Below are 19,901 nucleotides of genomic sequence, written 5' to 3' on the forward strand. Positions count from 1 at the left end.
TACTACCCCCGACAGCAGTGCGCTGACCGAGCGGTTCGCCGCCTCCCGTGCCGCGTCGCGCTCCCTCCGCAGTGCGACCACCGACCTCAAGAACCGGAGGCCGGGCTCGTCCATGTCGATCAGCTGGTCGCCGTCCGGCGACTTGACGACCGTGCCGACCGGGACGGGGAGCTCCATGAGCTCGCCGTTCCCGCCCGCGCGGTGGTCGCCCATGCCGGGACCGCCGTTCTCGGAGCTGCGGTGCGGGTGGCGGTGGTAGGCGAGCAGCGTCGTCGTCTGCGGGTCGGCGACGAGGACGATGTCGCCCCCGTGCCCGCCGTTGCCGCCGTCGGGGCCGGCGAGCGGCTTGAACTTCTCGCGACGGACGGAGACGCAGCCGTTGCCGCCGTGGCCGGCACGCAGATGCAGCGTGACGTTGTCGACGAAGGTGACCATGGTGTGAATCCGTCCGTGAGTGCGTGCGGCGCCGGGATGCCGGCGCCGGGGGGCTGTGCCCCGGTAAACGCGCAAGGGGCGAGCCGAAGCCCGCCCCTTGCGTCCTGTGCCTGTGCGGCCGAGGAGGTCGACCCTACTGGGCGGCCGCCACGATGTTGACGACCTTGCGGCCGCCCTTGCTGCCGAACTCGACAGCGCCCGCCGAGAGGGCGAACAGAGTGTCGTCGCCACCGCGTCCGACGTTCGCGCCGGGGTGGAAGTGCGTGCCGCGCTGGCGGACGATGATCTCGCCCGCGTTCACGACCTGGCCGCCGAAGCGCTTGACGCCGAGACGCTGCGCGTTCGAGTCGCGACCGTTGCGAGTGGAGCTCGCGCCCTTCTTGTGTGCCATTTCTCATCTCCTCGAGACCGGGGGGCCGCAGCCCCGTGCTGTTGCCCTGCAGGGCGATGGCTCGCTCCGCAGGTCAGCTCAATTCCTTTGCAGGACTACTTGATGCCAGTGACCTTGACGCGCGTGAGGTCCTGACGGTGCCCCTGGCGCTTCTTGTAACCGGTCTTGTTCTTGAACTTCTGGATGATGATCTTCGGACCGCGGAGGTCCTCGAGCACCTCGGCGGTGACGGTGACGCCCGCGAGGGTCGCCGCGTCCGAGGTGATCGACTCACCGTCGACGAGCAGCACGGCAGGAAGCTGCACGGTGCCGTTCTCGTCGGCCTTGACGCGGTCCATCGTCACGATGGTGCCGACCTCGACCTTCTCCTGCCGACCGCCGGCGCGCACAACTGCGTAAACCACTTCTCGTACCTGTTTCTCGTCTGGACGGAGCGGAGGCCTCGTCCGGGGCTTGTAGGGACGGGGCTGAGCCCCGGTCTTCCGGTTCGTACCCGTCTCCTCACGACACGAGGGAACCGGCACCGCGGCCCGCGCCCCGTGAGGGGCGGAGCGACAACGGAAATCTGCGTGAGCACATGGATCGCGCCACACCAACGGTCAAGAGTACGGGATCCGCGCTCCACGGTCAAACGCACACGACTACGAAGCCGTGTCCGCCCGACCGGCGACCCCGTCACGATAGTCGAGGCGGAGGCGGGTGGACGGACGGCGCGCCGCCTACGATCGGGGAATGGCCATCCTCGTCGACGCCGCGCGCTGGCCGGCGCACGGCCGGCTGTGGGCGCACCTCGTGAGCGACGTCTCGCTCGAGGAGCTCCACGACTTCGCGCGCCGTCTCGGCGTGCCTGAGCGCGGCTTCGACCTGGACCACTACGACGTGCCCGAGGAGCGGATCGACGAGCTCGTCGCCGCGGGCGCGGTCCCCGTCGGCGCGCGGGAGCTGGTCGAGCGGCTGAGGCGGAGCGGGCTTCGCATCCGCGGTCGCGACCGGGACGCCGAGAGGGCCCGGCGCCGGCTCTCGCCGGGCACCGGGCCCTCCTGACACCGGGTCGCGCTACTGGTCGGCGCGGCGCGGGGTCTGCTCGGGGATGACCGCGACTCCGGTGAGCGCGGCCGTCGTGACGCGCCGGCTCTTCGCACGGCCCTGGCCGGGCTGCTTCGGGGCCGGCAGAGCGTCGAGCACGGAGTCGAGCAGGTGCTCGGCGACCTCGCTGCGGACGCGGCGCGGAGGCGTGACCGGCGCGATCGGGATGTCGAGGATCGGCGCGGCAGCTGCCGGCTCGATCTCCTTCTCGACCGGGGTCTCGACGGGAGCCGACTCGACGGTCGCCGTCTCGGCGGCCTCCTGGCGCGGCTCGCGGTCCCGGCTGCGACGACGGCGCTCGCCCCGGGCGGGACGCTCGCCGCGACGGCTCGGCTCGGACGGCTGCTCCTCGGGTGCCGCCGCGGACTCCTCCGGCGCCTGGGCCTCGACGGTCTCGGCGGCGTCCTCGACCAGCGCGGCCGCCTCCTCCGCCGCCTGGCGCACGGCCTGGGGGTGGATGGTGCTGGCCGCGATCTGCGCGAGCGCGTTCTTCGCGTCGTCCGTGATGGCGTGGGTGCTGACCGGCTTGGCCGCCGGCGCGCCCTGCCCGTTCTGCCCGCCGTTCGAGCGCCCGGAGGTGGCGGGCTGCTGCTCGCCGCCCTTGCCCCGGCGGCGCTGCTCCTGCTGCGGAGCGGCGGTCGACCGGTGCTTGAGCACGGGGTCGTGGTGGACGATGACGCCGCGCCCGGCGCAGATCTCGCAGTTCTCGCTGAAGGTCTCGAGCAGGCCCAGGCCCAGCTTCTTGCGGGTCATCTGCACGAGGCCGAGCGAGGTGACCTCGGCGACCTGGTGCTTCGTCCGGTCGCGGCTCAGGCACTCGACCAGGCGGCGGAGCACGAGGTCGCGGTTGGACTCGAGCACCATGTCGATGAAGTCGACGACGATGATGCCGCCGATGTCGCGCAGGCGCAGCTGGCGGACGATCTCCTCGGCCGCCTCCAGGTTGTTCTTCGTGACCGTCTCCTCGAGGTTCCCGCCCGAGCCGACGAACTTGCCGGTGTTGACGTCGACCACCGTCATCGCCTCGGTGCGGTCGATCACGAGCGAGCCGCCGCTGGGCAGCCACACCTTGCGCTCCAGCGCCTTCTCGATCTGCTCCGTGATGCGGAACTCGTCGAACGCGTCCTTCTCGCCGGTGTAGACCTCGACGCGCTCGAGCAGATCGGGGGCGACCTGGCTGAGGTAGAGCTCGATGGTCTCGCGGGCGTCGTCGCCGGCGATGACCATCTTCTCGAAGTCCTCGTTGAAGACGTCGCGGACGATCTTGATCAGCAGGTCCGGCTCGCTGTGCAGGAGAGCGGGAGCCTGCCCGGTCGCGGCCTTCGCGCTGAGAGCCGTCCACTGCGCGGTCAGGCGCTCGACGTCGACGGTCAGCTGCTCCTCCGTGGCGCCCTCGGCCGCGGTCCGGACGATGACGCCCACGTTCTCGGGCAGCACCTCCTTGAGGATCTTCTTCAGGCGGGCGCGCTCGGTGTCCGGGAGCTTGCGCGAGATGCCGTTCATCGAGCCGTTGGGCACGTAGACGAGGTAGCGGCCGGGGAGCGAGATCTGGCTCGTGAGACGGGCGCCCTTGTGGCCGACGGGGTCCTTCGTGACCTGGACGAGGACCCGGTCGCCGGGCTTGAGCGCGAGCTCGATCCGGCGGGGGCCGCCGGCGTTGTTCGCGGCGTCCCAGTCGACCTCGCCCGAGTAGAGCACGGCGTTGCGCCCGCGTCCGATGTCGACGAAGGCGGCCTCCATGCTCGGGAGGACGTTCTGCACGCGGCCGAGGTAGACGTTGCCGATGAGCGACGCCTCCTGCGAGCGGGCGACGTAGTGCTCGGCGAGGACGCCGTCCTCGAGCACGCCGATGCGGATGCTGTCCTCCTTCGAGCGGACGACCATGACGCGGTCGACGGCCTCCCGGCGGGCGAGGAACTCGGACTCGGTGACGACCGTGCGGCGCCGGCCGGCGTCGCGGCCGTCGCGGCGGCGCTGCTTCTTGGCCTCGAGGCGGGTCGAGCCCTTGATGCGCTGCGGCTCGGTGATGAGCTCGGGCTCGCGGGCCTCGCGCTGCTCGCGCGGCTGGCGGACCCGGACGACGGTGTTCTCGGGGTCGTCGGAGCCGGACCTCTCGCTCTCGCCGCTGCGGCGGCGCGAGCGGCGGCGGACGGAGCCCTGCTCCTCGGCCGGGCTCTCGCGCTCCTCCTGGACGCCCAGCGGCGCACCGCGGGGAGGCAGCGGAGCCAGCTCGACGTAGTCGGGCAGGACCGGCGCCTGGAACAGCAGCGACGGGCTCGGCAGTGCGGGCCGTCGCGGCTCCTCCTGCTCGGCGCCCGGGATCTGCGGGAGGGCGTTGAAGAACACCGCGCCCGTCGACGTCGACGGCTCGGCCGCCTCCGCGGCGCTCCCGGTCTCGGGCAGCTCGGTGCCCTCGGCTCCGGTCTGGTCGGTCTCGTTGCTGTCGATGATCGTCTCCCCTGTCGCTGGCGCGCTCGACTCGGTCCGCCGGGTCGCCCGACGGCCACCGAAGAGGCGGCTGATCTTCCTGGCCCCGCTGCGGGGCCCGTCGCGGTCCGGATCGGATCCGCTCGTACTGTTGTCTTCCACCATTCCTGGTGCACTCCTCGGCCGGGTCGTCCGCCGCGTCGTCTTCCCGGATGCTTCTCTCGTGCGAGGGGCCTCGGCCCGCCGCGAATCCTTCCGCTCCCCCGGTCCCGTCGCGCTCGTGGCGCGGGACTCCGGTTGCAGCTGCACTCTCGGAACTGACTATCCGACACGCGCTCCTCCGCGGTGCGACCTGCGGTCGACTCCCGGCGGAGCGGAGATCCGGCGCGTCCATTCGCGGAACGCTGTCGATCTCCTGTGGCCCGGTGCTCGCCCGGTAAACCTTCTTCGCGTCGATGCGGGGTCCCCCGGACCGACGGCTCCGATTATCGCACGCATTCCCAGAGGCGCCGATCCGGCGCGTGCCATAATCCCCCGGTGTCCAGCGATCCCGGGGTGCGCGACGCCCCCACCCAGCAGCGCCCCGTCCTCTTCGCCGTCCTGCTGATCGTCCTCGGCGTGATCGGCTGGACCGCCGCCTTCGCTCTCACGAACGACAAGTTCGCCGCTCTCGAGAACCCCGATGCGGGCCTCGGCTGCGATTTCAGCCTGCTCGTGCAGTGCAGTGCGAACCTGAACTCGGCACAGGGCGCGGTCTTCGGCTTCCCGAACCCCCTCATCGGCCTGGCGGCCTGGATCGCGCCGATCGTGGTGGGGCTGGGCCTGCTCGCGGGCGCCCGGTTCGACCGGTGGTTCTGGGCGGCCTTCAACGTCGGCTTCCTGCTGGCCCTGGTGTTCGTGGGCTGGCTCATCGCGACGAGCGTCTTCGCGCTCGGAACGCTCTGCCCCTGGTGCATGCTCACCTGGGCCGTCGTCATCCCGGGCTTCTGGCTGGTGACGCTGCGCAACCTCAGTGAGGGCGTGTTCCCCGTCCCCGCCGGGGTGCGCCGCTTCGCCGGTGCCGCCTACGGCTGGGTCCCGTTCATCACGCTGCTCTGCTACCTGCTCATCGCGGTGATCGCGCAGGTGAGGCTGAACGTGCTCGCCTACCTCTGACGGACGGCGTCAGAGGCAGGCGGCCGAGCGGCTCAGGCGAACCAGAGGCCGAGCTCGCGCGCGGCCGACTCCTCGGAGTCGGACCCGTGCACGAGGTTCTGCTGGACCTTGAGGCCCCAGTCGCGGCCGAGGTCGCCGCGGATGGTGCCGGGAGCGGCCGTGGTCGGGTCGGTGGTGCCGGCGAGGGCGCGGAAGCCCTCGATCACGCGGTCGCCCGCGATGCGCAGGGCGACGATCGGGCCGCTCTCCATGAACTCGACGAGCGGCTCGTAGAAGGGCTTGCCCTCGTGCTCGGCGTAGTGGGCGGCGAGCAGCTCGCGGTCGGCCTCGACGAGCTTCACGTCGACGAGGGAGTAGCCCTTCGCCTCGATGCGGCGGAGGATCTCGCCGGTGAGATTGCGGGCGACGCCGTCGGGCTTGACGAGGACGAGGGTCTCCTGGGTGGCCATGGTTCAGCGGTCTCCTTCGGTGGGGTCGGTGGGCTCCGCCGCCCGGCGCGTCTGAGCGTCGAGGCGGGTGCCGGTCACCATGCAGTACGTCCACAGCGCCACGAAGGCGGCGCCGATCACGTACATGATCGGGACCAGCAGGCCCGAGGCCACGATAACGAACTGGAGCACCCAGCCGATGCGGAAGCCGACCGGCCGGTTCAGCAGGCCCAGAGTGGCGACGAGCGCGAGGCAGACCACCGCTCCCCCGACCAGCACGACCACGGGGTCGGCCGCCTTCAGGCCGAAGGCCACCAGGGTGGCGAGGAAGACGATGACCGCCTCGAAGCCGAGCACGATCGAGCCGAGGCTCTCCCGGACGGTCCGCGAGCGCCGCGGGCGTCCGGCCCTCACGCGCCCAGCCAGTTCTCGTCGCGGGCCGCGGTGATCGTGCGGCCGACGAGGGTGATCGAGCCCGTGACCAGCAGAGCGCCCTTGTCGGTGCGCGCCGCGAGGACGCGTCCGGCCGTCAGAGCACCCAGCGGGTCGTCGGCGACGCGGACCGCCTCCTCCGGGAACACGGTGCGGGCGAGCGCGGCGAGCTCCTCGGCGGGCATCGCCCGATCGCTCGGCGCCGTGGTCACGATCAGCTCGTCCACCACGGGCCGGAGCTCCCGGAGGATCCCCTCGGCGTCCTTCTCGGCCAGCACGCCGAGGACGGCCGTCACGCGGTCGAAGTCGAAGTAGCGCCCGAGAGCGGCGGCGAGGGACGCGGCACCGTGCGGGTTGTGCGCCGCGTCGACGACGGTGCGCGGAGCGAGTCCGACGAGCTGCAGGCGGCCCGGGGAGGTCGCGGCGGCGAAGCCCTCGTCGAGGACGTCGCCGGTGAGCTCCTGCGTCCCGCCTCCCAGGAAGGTCTCGACCGCGGCGACGGCCACGGCGGCGTTCTCGGCCTGGTGGTCGCCGAAGAACGGCAGCAGCAGCTGCTCGTACGTGGTGACGAGTCCCCGGACGGTGACGACCTGGCCGCCGACGGCGACGGTCGTCGACTCGACGTCGAACTCCGCCCCCTCGACGACGATCGTCGACTCGGTGGCCTCGGCCGCGTGCCGCAGCACCGCCTCCGCCTCCGGGACCTGCCTCGCGGAGACCACCGAGGCGAGCGGCTTGACGATGCCCGACTTGGTGCGCGCGATCTCCTCGATCGTCGAGCCGAGGCGGTCGGTGTGGTCGAGGGCGATCGGCGTGAAGACGGCGACCTGCGCGTCGGCGACGTTCGTCGAGTCCCACTCGCCGCCCATCCCCACCTCGACGACGGCCACATCGACCGGTGCGTCGGCGAAGGCCGCGTAGGCCAGGACGGTGATCGCCTCGAAGAAGGACAGCGGCGTCTCGCCCTGCTCGGCCAGCTCGGCGTCGGTCATCCGCAGGTACGGCTCGACGTCCTGCCAGTTGTCGGCGAGGCTCCGGTCCGAGATCGGCTCTCCGTCGATGACGATGCGCTCGTTGAAGCGCTCGAGGTGCGGACTGGTGAACAGGCCCACCCGCAGCCCGTGAGCGCGCAGCAGGCTCTCGATCATCCGGCTGGTCGAGGTCTTGCCGTTGGTTCCGGCGATCTGGATCACCGGGTAGGCGCGCTGCGGGTCCCCGAGGATCTCGACGGCGCGCCGGGTCGGTGCGAGGCGCGGGCGGATGCTCGCCTCGCCCAGGCGCTCCAGCAGCGCGGCGTAGACGGCGTCGGCGGCCGCGCGGTCGGCGTCGGCGGGCTCGAACAGATCAGACATCGGCGGCCTCGACCTTCTCGACGCGGATGATGGCGGTGCCCGCGGGGCCGACGGCGATCGCGCCCTCGCCGCCCTCGAGCGCCGTGGTGAGCGGAGTGAACGCGCAGCCGGTCGCGAGGGTCTCCTCCGCGATCCAGAGCGCGTGCGGCTCGAGCGCCCGCAGGCTCGGCTCGTCGAGCACGACCTCCAGGACGATCCGGTCGCTGACCTCGAACCCGGCCGCCTTGCGGGCGTCCTGCACCGCGCGGATGAGGTCGCGGGCGAGCCCCTCCGCTTCGAGCTCGGGGGTGGTCGCCGTGTCGAGGAGCACGAAGCCCCCGCGCGGGAGCAGGGCGATGGCGCGGTCGTCGCCGGCCGAGCCGCCGACCTCGAGCGTGAGCTCGTACTCGCCCTCGACCAGCTCGACGCCGCCGGCGGTGACGACGCCGTCCGTCTCGCTCCAGTCGCCGGCCTTGGCGGCCCTGATCACGGTCTGCACGCCCTTGCCCAGCCGGGGCCCGGCGGCACGCGCGTTGACCGCGAGACGGGAGGTGACGCCGTAGTCGGCGGCGCTGGAGTCGACCAGCGGCACCAGCGACACCTCCTTCACGTTCAGCTCGTCGCGGAGGATCGCCTCGAACGGCGCGAGCTCGGCGGCGTCCGCGACCACCACGGTCAGGCGCGCGAGCGGCAGGCGGACGCGGAGCCCGGCCTGCTTGCGGAGGGAGAGCGCGGTGGACGAGATGCCGCGGACCGCGTCCATCGCGTGCACGAGCGCCGCGTCGGCGGGGAACTCGTCCGCCTCCGGCCAGTCGGTGAGGTGGACGCTGCGGCCGCCGGTCAGGCCCTGCCAGATCTGCTCCGTGACGAGCGGCAGGAGCGGGGCGGCGACGCGGCACACGGTCTCGAGGACCGTGTAGAGCGTGTCGAACGCCTCCGATCCGCGGCCGTCCTCGTCGACGCCCTGCCAGAAGCGGTCGCGGGAGCGGCGCACGTACCAGTTCGTGAGCACGTCGCTGAAGTCGCGGAGCGCGGCGGCCGCGAGCGTGGAATCCAGCGCCTCGAGCCGACCGGTCACGGTCTCGACCAGATCGCGGGTCTTGGCCAGCAGGTAGCGGTCGAGGACGTCCTCGGAGCCGGTGCGTCTGGTCGCCTCGTAGCCGCCGCCCGCCGAGGCGTTGGCGTAGAGGGAGAAGAAGTACCAGGTGCTCCACAGCGGCAGCAGCACCTGGCGGACGCCCTCGCGGATGCCCTCCTCCGTCACGACGAGGTTGCCGCCCCGGAGGACCGGGCTCGACATCAGGAACCAGCGCATGGCGTCGGAGCCGTCGCGGTCGAAGACCTCGGCCACGTCCGGGTAGTTGCGCAGCGACTTGGACATCTTCTGCCCGTCGTTGCCCAGCACGATGCCGTGGCTGACCACGTTGCGGAACGCCGGGCGGTCGAAGAGCGCGGTGGAGAGCACGTGCAGCGTGTAGAACCAGCCGCGCGTCTGCCCGATGTACTCGACGATGAAGTCCGCCGGGTTGTGGGTGTCGAACCAGTCGGCGTTCTCGAACGGGTAGTGCACCTGGGCGAAGGGCATCGATCCGGAGTCGAACCAGACGTCGAGGACGTCGCTGATCCGGCGCATCGTCGAGCGCCCGGTCGGGTCGTCGGGGTTCGGGCGGGTCAGCTCGTCGATGAACGGCCGGTGCAGGTCGTCCGGGCGCACGCCGAAGTCGCGCTCCAGCTCGTCCAGCGAGCCGTAGACGTCGATCCGCGGGTACTCCGGGTCGTCGCTCTTCCACACCGGGATCGGCGAGCCGAAGTAGCGGTTGCGGCTGATGGACCAGTCGCGCGCGCCCGAGAGCCACTTGCCGAACTGGCCGTCCTTGACGTTCTCGGGGACCCAGGTGATCTCCTGGTTGAGCTCCTCCATGCGGTCGCGGATCGCGGTGACGCGGACGAACCAGCTCGAGACCGCCTTGTAGATCAGCGGGTTGCGGCAGCGCCAGCAGTGCGGGTACGAGTGCTCGTAGCTCGCCTGGCGGAGCAGCCGGTGGCCCGCGCGCAGGAGCTGCGTGAGGGGCTTGTTCGCGTCGAAGACCTGGAGGCCGGCGACCTCGCTGATCTGCGGCAGGAAGCGGCCGCCGTCGTCGACCGAGATGATGACGGGGATGCCCGCCGCCTCGCAGACCTTCTGGTCGTCCTCGCCGTAGGCGGGCGCCTGGTGCACGATGCCGGTGCCCTCGCTGGTGGTCACGTAGTCGGCGACGAGGATGCGCCACGCGTTCTGCGTGCCCCAGGCCTCGGTGTCCGCGTAGTGGTCCCAGAGGCGGTCGTAGCTGATCCCCTCGAGCTCGGAGCCGCGGTGGGTGCGCGAGACGGCGGCCAGGGCCGACTCCGCGTCCGGATAGCCGAGGTCCTTCGCGTAGGCGCCGACCTGGTCGATGGCGAGCAGGTACTCGGCCGAGAGCTCGCGCTCCTCGGGCTCGCCCCTGCCGTCGGCCGCGCCGTTCGGGCCGGCGGGGACGACGGCGTACTCGATGTCGGACCCGACGGCGAGCGCGAGGTTCGTCGGCAGCGTCCACGGCGTCGTCGTCCACGCGAGAGCGCGGACCGCCGTCAGCTGGAGCGCCTCCGCCGTCTCGCCGACCAGCGGGAAGGTGACGGTGACCGTCTGGTCCTGGCGCATCTTGTAGACGTCGTCGTCCATCCGCAGCTCGTGGTTCGAGAGCGGCGTCTGGTCGCGCCAGCAGTACGGCAGCACGCGGTGGCCCTCGTAGGCGAGGCCCTTGTCGTAGAGCTGCTTGAACGCCCAGATCACCGACTCCATGAAGGTGGGGTCGAGCGTCTTGTAGTCATCGTCGAAGTCGACCCAGCGCGCCTGGCGGGTGACGTAGTCCTGCCACTCCCCGGTGTAGCGCAGCACCGACTCCTTCGCGGCGGCGTTGAAGGCCGCGACGCCCATCTCCTCGATCTGGGACTTGTCGGTGATGCCGAGCTGCCGCTCCGCCTCGAGCTCGGCGGGCAGGCCGTGGGTGTCCCAGCCGAAGCGGCGGTGCACCTGCCGTCCGCGCATCGTCTCGAAGCGGGGGAAGACGTCCTTGGCGTAGCCGGTGAGGAGGTGCCCGTAGTGCGGCAGGCCGTTGGCGAACGGCGGGCCGTCGTAGAAGACCCACTCCGGCGCTCCCTCGCGCTGCCGGATCGACTCCTTAAAGGTGTCGTCCGCCTTCCAGTACGCGAGCACGCGCTCCTCGATCTCGGGGAAGCGCGGCGACGGGGACACGCCCCGGCCGAACGCGGAGCCCTCGGCGGGCTCGGCTCCGTGCGGGGTGGGCGGGGTCAGGGGGTAGGTCACGTGCGGTCTCCTGGCAGTGCTGCTGGTCTGCACGAGGACGGCCCGCCCGGATCTCAGACCCCGGGCCGGGTCGCGGTACCACCTCGCTTGGACCGGTCGGCCGGTCGCTCCCGGAGGAGTGCCCGCTGACGCGTTCCCACTCGATCGGCTGTCACGGGCCGCACCCGTCCGGGTCTACTGGGCGCAGGCCGGAGCCGGCGCCGTTCTTCCGGAGACTCACCGGTGATGGCCGGGTCGAAGTCGTCCGGCGCTATCCTAGCGCGTCGGGGGAAGCTGAGCAGGAGCGGGTCATGGTGCGAGGAGTGCAGCGCGGTCGGCCCCGCGCGTCGTCGCGGTCCATGCTCGAGGACGCCGCTCTGGACCTCTTCGTCGAGCAGAGCTACGCGGGCACGACGATCGAGCAGATCGCCCAGCGCGCGGGCGTCTCGCGCAACACCTTCTTCAACTACTTCGAGTCCAAGAGCGACGTCTTCTGGGTCCTGGTCGACGACCGGCTGGCCGAGCTCCCGGAGGCGCTGGCCGAGACGGCGGCCGGGGCGCCGGTGATGGACGCGCTCGGCGACGCGCTGCTCGCGATCGGCTCCGGCTTCGGACCCGCGACGGTGCCGTGGGTGCTCACCCAGTCCGAGATGATCGGCAGCGTCCACGAGCTGCAGGCGTCGGCCCTCGGCCGCCTCGCTCGGCAGGCGGCCGTGATCGCCCGCTTCGTGGAGGAGCGGAGCGCGCGCCCGCTGCCGTCGCACCTCTCCCGCGCCATCGCCTACGCGAGCGTCGGAGCCGCGGTGGCGGCCGTGCAGGCCTGGGCCGCGGCGGGCCCCACCCGCGGCGAGCTCGTGCCCTACCTCGACGAGGCGCTCGCGCCCGTCCGCGCCGGCTTCGCCCCCGTCGTCGACTGACCCGGCTCCCGCCGCTCCGGTAGAATCGTCGCGGCCGGCGGGCGACTCGCCCCGGAGCCCCCATCCAGGCACCATCACCACCGACACGGTGCCGCCCATAGCGAACCGGAGCATCATGACCCTCGCCGACCGCCTCCCCGCGAAGCCCGCCCTCGAGGGCCTGGAGGGCACGTGGGGCCTCCGCTGGCAGACCGACGGGACCTACCGGTTCGACCGCACCGGCCTCACCCGCGCCGACGTCTACTCGATCGACACCCCGCCGCCCACCGCGTCCGGGTCGCTGCACATCGGGCACGTCTTCTCCTACACGCACACCGACGTCGTCGCGCGGTTCCAGCGGATGCGCGGCAAGAGCGTCTTCTACCCGATGGGCTGGGACGACAACGGCCTGCCCACCGAGCGCCGCGTGCAGAACTACTACGGTGTGCGCTGCGACCCGACGCTCCCCTACGAGCCCGGCTTCACGCCTCCGTTCGAGGGCGGCGACAACAAGAGCAGCAAGGCCGCCGACCAGAAGCCGATCTCGCGCCGCAACTTCGTCGAGCTGTGCGAGCGCCTCACCGTCGAGGACGAGAAGCAGTTCGAGGACGTCTGGCGGGCCCTCGGCCTGTCCGTCGACTGGTCGCAGAGCTACCGGACCATCGGCGACGAGTCGCAGGCCGCCTCGCAGCGCGCCTTCCTCCGCAACCTCGCCCGCGGCGAGGCCTACCAGGCGCAGGCCCCGACGCTCTGGGACATCACCTTCCGGACCGCCGTCGCCCAGGCGGAGCTCGAGGACAAGGACCAGCCCGGCGCCTACCACCGCCTCGGCTTCCACCGCGACGGCGGCGAGGACGTCTTCATCGAGACGACCCGTCCCGAGCTGCTGCCGGCCTGCGTCGCCCTCGTCGCGCACCCCGACGACGAGCGCTACCAGGCGCTGTTCGGCACCACCGTCCGCACGCCGCTCTTCGACGTCGAGGTCCCGGTGCTCGCGCACCACCTCGCGCAGAAGGACAAGGGCTCGGGCATCGCGATGATCTGCACCTTCGGCGACGTCACGGACGTGGTCTGGTGGCGCGAGCTCGACCTGCCCAACCGCGCGATCATCGGCTTCGACGGCCGCCTGATCTCGGAGGCTCCCGCCGCGATCACGAGCGACGCGGGCCGCGCCGCCTACGAGCAGCTCGCCGGCAAGACCGTCTTCTCCGCGAAGCAGGCCGTCGTGGCGCTGCTGAAGGAGTCCGGCGAGATGGTCGGCGACCCGCGCCCCATCACCCACCAGGTCAAGTTCTTCGAGAAGGGCGACAAGCCGCTCGAGATCGTGTCGACCCGCCAGTGGTACATCGGCAACGGCGCTCGCGACGCGGTGCTCAAGGAGCGCCTGCTGGAGCTCGGCCGCGACGTGCGCTTCGTGCCGGAGTTCATGCGCGTCCGCTACGAGAACTGGGTGAACGGCCTCTCCGGCGACTGGCTGATCTCGCGCCAGCGCTTCTTCGGCGTGCCGATCCCGGTGTGGTACCCGCTCGACGGCGACGGCAACCCCGTCTTCGACTCCCCGATCGTGCCGGACGAGGCGGCCCTGCCGGTGGATCCCTCCAGCGACCCGGCCCCCGGCTACTCGGAGGACCAGCGCGGAGCGGCGGGCGGCTTCCAGGGCGAGCTCGACGTGATGGACACCTGGGCGACCTCCTCGCTGACCCCGCAGCTCGCGGGCGGCTGGGAGCGCGACGACGAGCTCTGGCAGCTGGTCGCTCCCTACGACCTGCGCCCGCAGGGCCAGGACATCATCCGCACCTGGCTCTTCTCTACCCTCCTGCGCTCGCAGCTCGAGGACGGCCGCGCCCCGTGGAGCACGGCGACCGTGTCCGGCTTCATCGTCGACCCCGACCGCAAGAAGATGTCGAAGTCGAAGGGCAACGTGGTCACTCCCGCCGCGATGCTCGAGCAGCACGGCTCGGACGCGGTCCGCTACTGGGCCGCCTCCTCGCGCCTGGGCACCGACGCGGCCTTCGACCCGCAGAACCCGACGCAGATCAAGATCGGCCGCCGACTGGCGATCAAGATCCTCAACGCGGCGAAGTTCATCCACGGCTTCCCTCTCGCCGAGGGCGCCGAGGTCACCGACCCTCTCGACCTCAGCATGCTGGCCACCCTCGACGCCGTGGTCGCCGACGCGACGACTGCGCTCGAGAACTACGACCACGCCCGCGCCCTCGAGACGACGGAGGCGTTCTTCTGGACGTTCTGCGACGACTACCTGGAGCTGGTGAAGGAGCGCGCGTACAGCGAGGACGGCGCGTCCGCCGCGGCCGCCCTGCACCGGGCGCTCGACGTCCTCCAGCGCCTCTTCGCGCCGTTCCTGCCGTTCGCGACGGAGGAGACCTGGTCGTGGTCGCACGACGACTCGGTGCACCTGCGCCCCTGGCCGGCCGTCGAGGGCCTGGCCGGCGACCCCGCCGTCCTGGCCGCGGCGAGCTCCGTCCTCACGGCCATCCGGCGCGCGAAGACCGATGCGAAGTCCTCGCAGAAGACGCCGGCCCGCTCCGCCCTGGTGACGGCGCCCACCGAGCTCGTCGCGTCCCTCCGGCTCGCCGCGGGAGACCTCGCGGCCGTCGGCAGGATCGCGACGCTCGACTTCGCCGAGGGCGACGCCCTCGCGGTCGGCATCGAGCTCGAGACCGAGGCGTAGCGCCGCTCCCGGGAGGCGGGAACCGTCCCGCCTCCCTCCCCACCGTCGAGAGGACCCCTCCCATGCAGCTCGGAACCCGCTGGTCGGTCGGCCAGGTGCCGCCGCAGACCCTCCCCGAGATCGTCGTCACCGCCGTCGGCGACGTCGAGGGCGAGCTCGCCGCGGCCGGCACGGCGACCGACGCCTGGCGCTGGACGCTCACCTGGCTCGAGGGCAGGCCCGTCCTCGAACTCGACGACGGCACGACGATCACCTACCGTCCCGACGAGGACGCTGCCTACATCACGCAGCCGCAGGGCCGCGTGGAGGGCGAGGACGACGACGACTGGGGCTGACGCCCCTTCGCGGCGCGGTCCCCGATCCCGGTGAGCGCGCGCGTCCTGCGATCCTGAGCGGAGCCCTCTCCTCCGCTCGAGCTCTAGGCTCGCAGGATGAGCGCTCCCGATCCCGTCGCCGTCCTGCTCGAGCCGAGCGGACTCCCCCACGGGCTCCCCGACTTCGCCGCCGTCGACCCCGAGGCCTACCGCCCGGCATTCCTCGAGGCCCTCCGCCGGCACCGCGCCGAGATCGACGCGATCGCCGGCGCCTCCGAGCCGCCGACCGTCGAGAACACCCTCGTCGCCCTCGAGCGGGCGGGCCGCGAGCTGCGCCGGGTGAGCGCCGTCTTCTTCACCGTCGCCGCCTCCGACCGCACTCCGCTCACCGACGCTCTGGAGGCCGAGCTCGCTCCGCTGCTCTCGGCCCACAGCGATGCGATCAGCCTCCACCCGCGCCTGTTCGCCCGGCTCCGCGCTCTCGTCGACCAGTCGACGGAGCTCGACCTCGACGCCGAGACGGCCTACCTCCTCGAACGGAGGATCACCGGGTTCGAGCGCTCCGGTGCGCTCCTCGACGACGCGGGGAAGGCACGGCTCGGCGAGCTGAACGAGCAGCTGTCGACCCTGACCACGCGCTTCGAGAAGGACCTGCTCGCCGAGTCGAACGACCGGGCCGTCCTCCTCGACGACGTCGCCGGCCTCGACGGGCTCGACGAGTCCGACGTCTCGGCCGCCGCGCGCGCCGCCGCCGACCGCGGCGTCGACGGCTGGCTGATCACCCTGCCCCTCTACTCCGGCCACCCCTGGCTCGCGCGTCTGCGCGACCGCGGCGTCCGCGAGCGCGTCCTGCGCGCCTCTGTCGGCCGCGGTGCGGAAGGCGGGCCGCACGACACCACCGCGACCCTGCAGCAGATCGTCGCGCTGCGGGCCGAGCGCGCAACTCTGCTGGGCGCGGCCTCGCATGCCGAGTTCGTGATCTCGGGCCAGACCGCGGGTTCGCCGGAGCGCGTCCTGTCGCTGCTGCGCGAGCTCGCCGCTCCCGCCGCCCGGAACGCGAGGATCGAGCTCGAGCGGATGCAGGCCTCCGCCGACGCCGAGCACGACGCCGCCGGAGCGCCGCGCTTCACGATCGAGGCGTGGGATCGCGCCTACTACGAGGAGCGCGTGCGGTCGGAGAGCTACTCCGTCGACTCCAGCGCACTGCGTCCCTTCTTCGAGCTGGAGCGGGTGCTCCGGCACGGCGTGTTCGCCGCCGCCACCGGTCTCTACGGCGTCCGCTTCTCGGAGCGGAGCGACCTGGCCGGCTACAGCGAGCACGTCCGCGTGTTCGAGGTGCACGAGGAGGACGGGACGCCGCTGGGCCTGTTCCTGCTCGATCCCTTCACCCGCGACTCGAAGCGCGGCGGGGCGTGGATGAACTCCCTGTCCAGCCGCACCTCGCTGCTCGGCGACTCCGCCGTCGTCGTGAACAACCTGAACCTGTCGGCTCCGGGCGCGGGCGAGCCCGCCCTTCTCAGCCTCGACGAGGTGGAGACGCTCTTCCACGAGTTCGGGCACGCCCTGCACGGCCTGTTCGCGAGCACGCGGTACCCGCGCTTCGCCGGTACCGCGGTGTTCCGGGACTTCGTCGAGTTCCCGAGCCAGGTGAACGAGACGTGGGTGCGCCGCCCCGGGCTCCTCGCCGAGTACGCCCGCCACGTCGAGACCGGCGAGGCCCTGCCCGCGGGGACCGTCGAGCGCCTCGAGGCGTCCGCGCTGTGGGGCGAGGGCTTCGCGACGAGCGAGTACCTGGCGTCCGCCCTGCTCGACCTCGCCTGGCACTCCCTGCCGGCCCCGGTCGAGCCGCGCGACGCGGCCGCCTTCGAGCGCGACGTGCTCGACGGCGCGGGCCTCCTCCTTCCCGCCGTGCCGCCCCGCTACCGCAGCACGTACTTCGCGCACGTCTTCTCCGGCGGCTACTCCGCGGGCTACTACTCCTACATCTGGAGCGAGATCCTCGACGCGGACACGGTCGAGTGGTTCGAGGAGAACGGCGGCCTCGACCGCTCGGCGGGCGAGCGCTTCCGCCGCGGGGTGCTCGAGCTCGGCGGCTCCCGCGATCCGCTCGACGCGTACCGCGCGTTCCGCGGGCGGGATGCGCGGACCGAGCCGCTGCTCGCGCGCCGCGGCCTCCTCTAGCGGCGCCGGGGGACGAGCCAGGCGAGGAGGACGAGTCCCACGACCAGGCCCCAGAACGCCGAGCCGATCCCCGCGATGGTCGTGCCGGAGGCGGTGACCAGGAGCGTCGCCGCCGCCGGCAGCCGCAGCCGCGCGTCCTCCACAGCGGCCTGCACCGCCGACACGAACACCCCCAGCAGCGCCAGACCGGCGACCGCCTCGATCAGCAGCGGGCTCGCGGAGGACACCAGCGCGGCGGCCGCTCCGGCGAACACGCCCAGCACGAGGTAGGAGGCGCCCGCCGAGACCGAGGCGACCCAGCGCTGCTCCGGCCGCGGCGAGGCTTCGGGACCCGCGGTCAGCGCGGCGCTGAGCGCGGCGTAGTTGATCGGCACTCCGCCGAAGACCGCCGAGACCCCGGAGAGAGCGCCGGTCGAGACGATCCCGGGACGCGAGTGGGCCGCGAAGCCGAAGCTCGACAGCACCGCGATGCCCGGGATGTTCTGCCCGGCCATGGTGACCACGTAGAGCGGCAGGCCGATCCCGACCATCGCTCCGATCTCGAACACCGGAGCGACGAACTGCGGCACGGGGAGCAGCGGCGCACCGGCGAGTGCCGCGCCGTCCGTCACGACCAGCAGCACGATCGCCAGAGCGATCGCGGCCGGCACCGCCCAGCGGGGCAGGAGCCGCAGGAGCAGCAGCCAGAGCAGGATCACCGGCAGCGCGAGCGCGGGGATCTCGACCGCCGCGCGTACCGGCGCCAGGACGAGCGGGAACAGGATGCCCGCGAGCATGGCGTTCGCGAGCGGCCGCGGGATGCGCGCGACGAGCCTCCCGAGCGCCGGCCACAGCCCGGTGACCACCAGCAGAGCGGAGGCGACCAGGAACGCTCCGACCGCGCGGTCGAAGCCGCCGGGGAGCGTCGCGGTCGCGGCCAGCAGGGCGGCGCCCGGCGTGCTCCAGGCGAAGGTCATCGGCACGCGGTAGCGGATGCTCAGCGCGATGCAGAGGACTCCCTGCAGCACGCAGACGGCGAGGAGGCCCGAGGCCGCCTGTGCGTCCGTCGCGCCCACCGCGACAACCCCGGCGAGCACGATCGCGAACGAGCTCGAGAAGCCGGTCAGGGCGGCGACGATCCCGGCGAGCAGCGGCTGGACGATGGCGGAGCCTCCCGGGGGATCGACCGGCACCGAGGCGACCGGACGCGCCGTCGGCACGCTCCGCCAGGTTAGGGAAGCGGCAGCGCCTCGCCCGACGATCCGCCGGGCCAATCGCGGTGAACTGGCAGAGCGGGGCGGGGAGCGACTAGGCGCTCTTCTCCTGGCGACGGGGAGCGTGGGGGACGATCGTCGGAGCCGCGTTGTCGAGCACCGCGGCGCGGGTGACGACGACGCGCGCCACCTCGTCCGAGGAGGGCACCTCGAACATGATCGGGCCGAGCACCTCCTCGAGGATCGCGCGCAGCCCGCGGGCGCCGGTCTGACGGAGGACCGCCAGGTCCGCGATGGCCTCGAGAGCGCCCCGGTCGAACTCGAGCTCGACGCCGTCGATCTCGAACATCCGCTGGTACTGCTTCACGAGCGCGTTGCGCGGCTCGGTGAGGATCTGCATGAGCGCGACCTGGTCGAGCTGCGTGACCGTCGTGACGACGGGGAGGCGCCCGATGAACTCGGGGATCAGCCCGAACTTGTGCAGGTCCTCCGGGAGGACCTCGCTGAAGATGTTGATCTCGTCTTCCTTGTTGTGCAGCGGGGCGCCGAAGCCGATGCCGCGCTTGCCCGCCCGCGACGAGATGATGTCCTCCAGTCCGGCGAAGGCGCCGGCGACGATGAAGAGGACGTTCGTCGTGTCGATCTGGATGAACTCCTGGTGCGGGTGCTTCCGTCCGCCCTGCGGGGGCACGGAGGCGACGGTGCCCTCGAGGATCTTGAGCAGCGCCTGCTGCACTCCCTCGCCCGAGACGTCGCGCGTGATCGAGGGGTTCTCGGCCTTCCGCGCGATCTTGTCGACCTCGTCGATGTAGATGATGCCGGTCTCGGCGCGCTTGACGTCGTAGTCGGCGGCCTGGATGAGCTTGAGGAGGATGTTCTCGACGTCCTCGCCGACGTAGCCCGCTTCGGTGAGGGCCGTGGCGTCCGCGACCGCGAAGGGCACGTTGAGGCGCTTCGCGAGGGTCTGGGCGAGGTAGGTCTTCCCGCAGCCCGTGGGGCCGATGAGCAGGATGTTGCTCTTGGCGATCTCGACCTCGTCGTGGATCGCGTCGGCAGCGGTGATGGTGTTGCGGGCCCGCACGCGCTTGTAGTGGTTGTACACGGCGACGGCGAGGGCCTTCTTGGCCTGCTCCTGCCCGATCACGTACTCCTCGAGGAAGCCGAAGATCTCCTTCGGCTTCGGGAGGTCGAACTCGTGGCTCGTCTCCTCGCTCGACTCGGAGAGGCGCTCCTCGATGATCTCGTTGCAGAGCTCGACGCACTCGTCGCAGATGTAGACGCCCGGTCCCGCGATGAGCTGCTGGACCTGCTTCTGGCTCTTGCCGCAGAAGGAGCACTTCAGCAGGTCGGCGCTTTCGCCAATACGTGCCACGGGGATGCCCCACTTCCTTGTCGTGCGTCTGTCGTGCGTCGGTCGGTCGTGCAACGGAGCGCGGAGCTCCGGCCGGTGCGAGCGGGACGAGCCCCCTGACACTGCTCCGAGCCTAGCCGCTGAGCCGCGAGGGCTCGGCAGGCGGGCCGGATTCGCCGTGCCTTGCGCCTCGTGTGGCGCTTTGCTACGGCGACGGAGGATGCAGAGAGGGGCCGGGCGGCGGATCACTCCGCCACCCGGCCCCTC

At 72.0% G+C, this 19,901-nt stretch carries 15 protein-coding genes and 1 pseudogene; 6 read left to right on the plus strand and 10 right to left on the minus strand.

Translation table 11 applies throughout. The features are described 5' to 3' along the window. The 3 genes and pseudogenes from C5C27_RS06020 to rplU all read right to left on the minus strand — a co-directional run. Positions 1 to 435, minus strand: a pseudogene (locus C5C27_RS06020) (hypothetical protein); the annotation flags it as partial. 133 nt (positions 436 to 568) lie between these two features. Beyond that, positions 569 to 826 (minus strand): 50S ribosomal protein L27, encoded by a 258-nt coding sequence (rpmA, locus tag C5C27_RS06025; protein ID WP_068209107.1) that lies wholly within the window; start codon positions 824 to 826, stop codon positions 569 to 571. Positions 827 to 921: 95 nt separating this feature from the next. Beyond that, positions 922 to 1,230, minus strand: a complete 309-nt coding sequence (rplU, locus tag C5C27_RS06030; RefSeq protein WP_104223682.1) for a 50S ribosomal protein L21 — start codon at positions 1,228 to 1,230, stop codon at positions 922 to 924. A gap of 328 nt (positions 1,231 to 1,558) precedes the next feature. Between rplU and C5C27_RS06035 the strand changes: the two genes are divergently transcribed. Further along, on the plus strand, positions 1,559 to 1,870 hold the full coding sequence (locus C5C27_RS06035) for a DUF4031 domain-containing protein (protein ID WP_104313885.1): 312 nt from the start codon (positions 1,559 to 1,561) through the stop codon (positions 1,868 to 1,870). Between the two features lie 12 nt (positions 1,871 to 1,882). On the opposite strand, the gene C5C27_RS06040 is transcribed toward C5C27_RS06035, so the two are convergent. Then, positions 1,883 to 4,504 carry an Rne/Rng family ribonuclease gene (locus C5C27_RS06040; RefSeq protein ID WP_104313886.1) on the minus strand — a complete coding sequence of 874 codons (2,622 nt, stop codon included), beginning with the start codon at positions 4,502 to 4,504 and terminating at the stop codon, positions 1,883 to 1,885. A gap of 372 nt (positions 4,505 to 4,876) precedes the next feature. Between C5C27_RS06040 and C5C27_RS06045 the strand changes: the two genes are divergently transcribed. Then, positions 4,877 to 5,494, plus strand: a complete 618-nt coding sequence (locus C5C27_RS06045) for a vitamin K epoxide reductase family protein (protein ID WP_258066520.1) — start codon at positions 4,877 to 4,879, stop codon at positions 5,492 to 5,494. A 32-nt stretch (positions 5,495 to 5,526) separates the two neighbouring features. On the opposite strand, the gene ndk is transcribed toward C5C27_RS06045, so the two are convergent. From ndk to ileS, 4 genes are read right to left on the minus strand one after another with little or no spacing between them, the layout of a single operon-like run. Then, positions 5,527 to 5,943, minus strand: coding sequence for a nucleoside-diphosphate kinase (ndk, locus tag C5C27_RS06050; RefSeq protein WP_104223686.1), 417 nt, complete (start codon positions 5,941 to 5,943; stop codon positions 5,527 to 5,529). Positions 5,944 to 5,946: 3 nt separating this feature from the next. Beyond that, positions 5,947 to 6,336, minus strand: a complete 390-nt coding sequence (locus C5C27_RS06055; RefSeq protein ID WP_104262805.1) for a DUF4233 domain-containing protein — start codon at positions 6,334 to 6,336, stop codon at positions 5,947 to 5,949. Beyond that, complete coding sequence (locus C5C27_RS06060; protein ID WP_104313888.1) at positions 6,333 to 7,706, minus strand: folylpolyglutamate synthase/dihydrofolate synthase family protein; 1,374 nt, start codon at positions 7,704 to 7,706, stop codon at positions 6,333 to 6,335. Before C5C27_RS06060 ends, C5C27_RS06055 begins: the two co-directional genes overlap by 4 nt. After that, complete coding sequence (gene ileS, locus C5C27_RS06065; RefSeq protein WP_104313900.1) at positions 7,699 to 11,016, minus strand: isoleucine--tRNA ligase; 3,318 nt, start codon at positions 11,014 to 11,016, stop codon at positions 7,699 to 7,701. The genes C5C27_RS06060 and ileS overlap by 8 nt, the downstream gene beginning before the upstream one ends. 302 nt (positions 11,017 to 11,318) lie before the next feature. Between ileS and C5C27_RS06070 the strand changes: the two genes are divergently transcribed. The 4 genes from C5C27_RS06070 (at position 11,319) to C5C27_RS06085 (ending at position 17,090) form a co-directional block, all read left to right on the plus strand. Beyond that, positions 11,319 to 11,924 carry a TetR/AcrR family transcriptional regulator gene (locus C5C27_RS06070; protein ID WP_104239720.1) on the plus strand — a complete coding sequence of 202 codons (606 nt, stop codon included), beginning with the start codon at positions 11,319 to 11,321 and terminating at the stop codon, positions 11,922 to 11,924. 115 nt (positions 11,925 to 12,039) lie between these two features. Then, entirely contained in the window at positions 12,040 to 14,595 is a 2,556-nt protein-coding gene (valS, locus tag C5C27_RS06075) for a valine--tRNA ligase (protein WP_104313889.1), read from the plus strand. A gap of 62 nt (positions 14,596 to 14,657) precedes the next feature. Further along, a complete protein-coding gene (locus C5C27_RS06080) occupies positions 14,658 to 14,930 on the plus strand; it encodes a hypothetical protein (RefSeq protein WP_104313890.1) in 273 nt (90 codons plus the stop codon). A gap of 96 nt (positions 14,931 to 15,026) precedes the next feature. Next, on the plus strand, positions 15,027 to 17,090 hold the full coding sequence (locus tag C5C27_RS06085) for a M3 family metallopeptidase (RefSeq protein WP_104313891.1): 2,064 nt from the start codon (positions 15,027 to 15,029) through the stop codon (positions 17,088 to 17,090). Here the strand turns inward: C5C27_RS06085 and C5C27_RS06090 are convergent. Together C5C27_RS06090 and clpX are read right to left on the minus strand one after the other, a co-directional pair. Continuing rightward, complete coding sequence (locus C5C27_RS06090; RefSeq protein WP_258066522.1) at positions 17,087 to 18,289, minus strand: benzoate/H(+) symporter BenE family transporter; 1,203 nt, start codon at positions 18,287 to 18,289, stop codon at positions 17,087 to 17,089. The two genes, C5C27_RS06085 and C5C27_RS06090, sit on opposite strands and share 4 nt — an antisense overlap. An 88-nt stretch (positions 18,290 to 18,377) precedes the next feature. Continuing rightward, complete coding sequence (gene clpX, locus C5C27_RS06095; protein WP_104223693.1) at positions 18,378 to 19,655, minus strand: ATP-dependent Clp protease ATP-binding subunit ClpX; 1,278 nt, start codon at positions 19,653 to 19,655, stop codon at positions 18,378 to 18,380. Positions 19,656 to 19,901: the final 246 nt, after the last annotated feature.

Source organism: Rathayibacter sp. AY2B7, assembly GCF_002931635.1.
In the GTDB taxonomy this organism is placed as follows: Bacteria; Actinomycetota; Actinomycetes; order Actinomycetales; family Microbacteriaceae; genus Rathayibacter.

What these genes read in the sequence shown, in the direction of transcription:
- C5C27_RS06085 (WP_104313891.1), top strand. Translation starts at nt 15,027, where the DNA reads ATGAGCGCTCCCGATCCCGTCGCCGTCCTGCTCGAGCCGAGCGGACTC.
- C5C27_RS06060 (WP_104313888.1), bottom strand. Translation starts at nt 7,706, where the DNA reads ATGTCTGATCTGTTCGAGCCCGCCGACGCCGACCGCGCGGCCGCCGAC.
- C5C27_RS06080 (WP_104313890.1), top strand. Translation starts at nt 14,658, where the DNA reads ATGCAGCTCGGAACCCGCTGGTCGGTCGGCCAGGTGCCGCCGCAGACC.
- C5C27_RS06040 (WP_104313886.1), bottom strand. Translation starts at nt 4,504, where the DNA reads ATGGTGGAAGACAACAGTACGAGCGGATCCGATCCGGACCGCGACGGG.
- C5C27_RS06070 (WP_104239720.1), top strand. Translation starts at nt 11,319, where the DNA reads ATGGTGCGAGGAGTGCAGCGCGGTCGGCCCCGCGCGTCGTCGCGGTCC.
- ndk (WP_104223686.1), bottom strand. Translation starts at nt 5,943, where the DNA reads ATGGCCACCCAGGAGACCCTCGTCCTCGTCAAGCCCGACGGCGTCGCC.
- valS (WP_104313889.1), top strand. Translation starts at nt 12,040, where the DNA reads ATGACCCTCGCCGACCGCCTCCCCGCGAAGCCCGCCCTCGAGGGCCTG.
- rpmA (WP_068209107.1), bottom strand. Translation starts at nt 826, where the DNA reads ATGGCACACAAGAAGGGCGCGAGCTCCACTCGCAACGGTCGCGACTCG.
- C5C27_RS06035 (WP_104313885.1), top strand. Translation starts at nt 1,559, where the DNA reads ATGGCCATCCTCGTCGACGCCGCGCGCTGGCCGGCGCACGGCCGGCTG.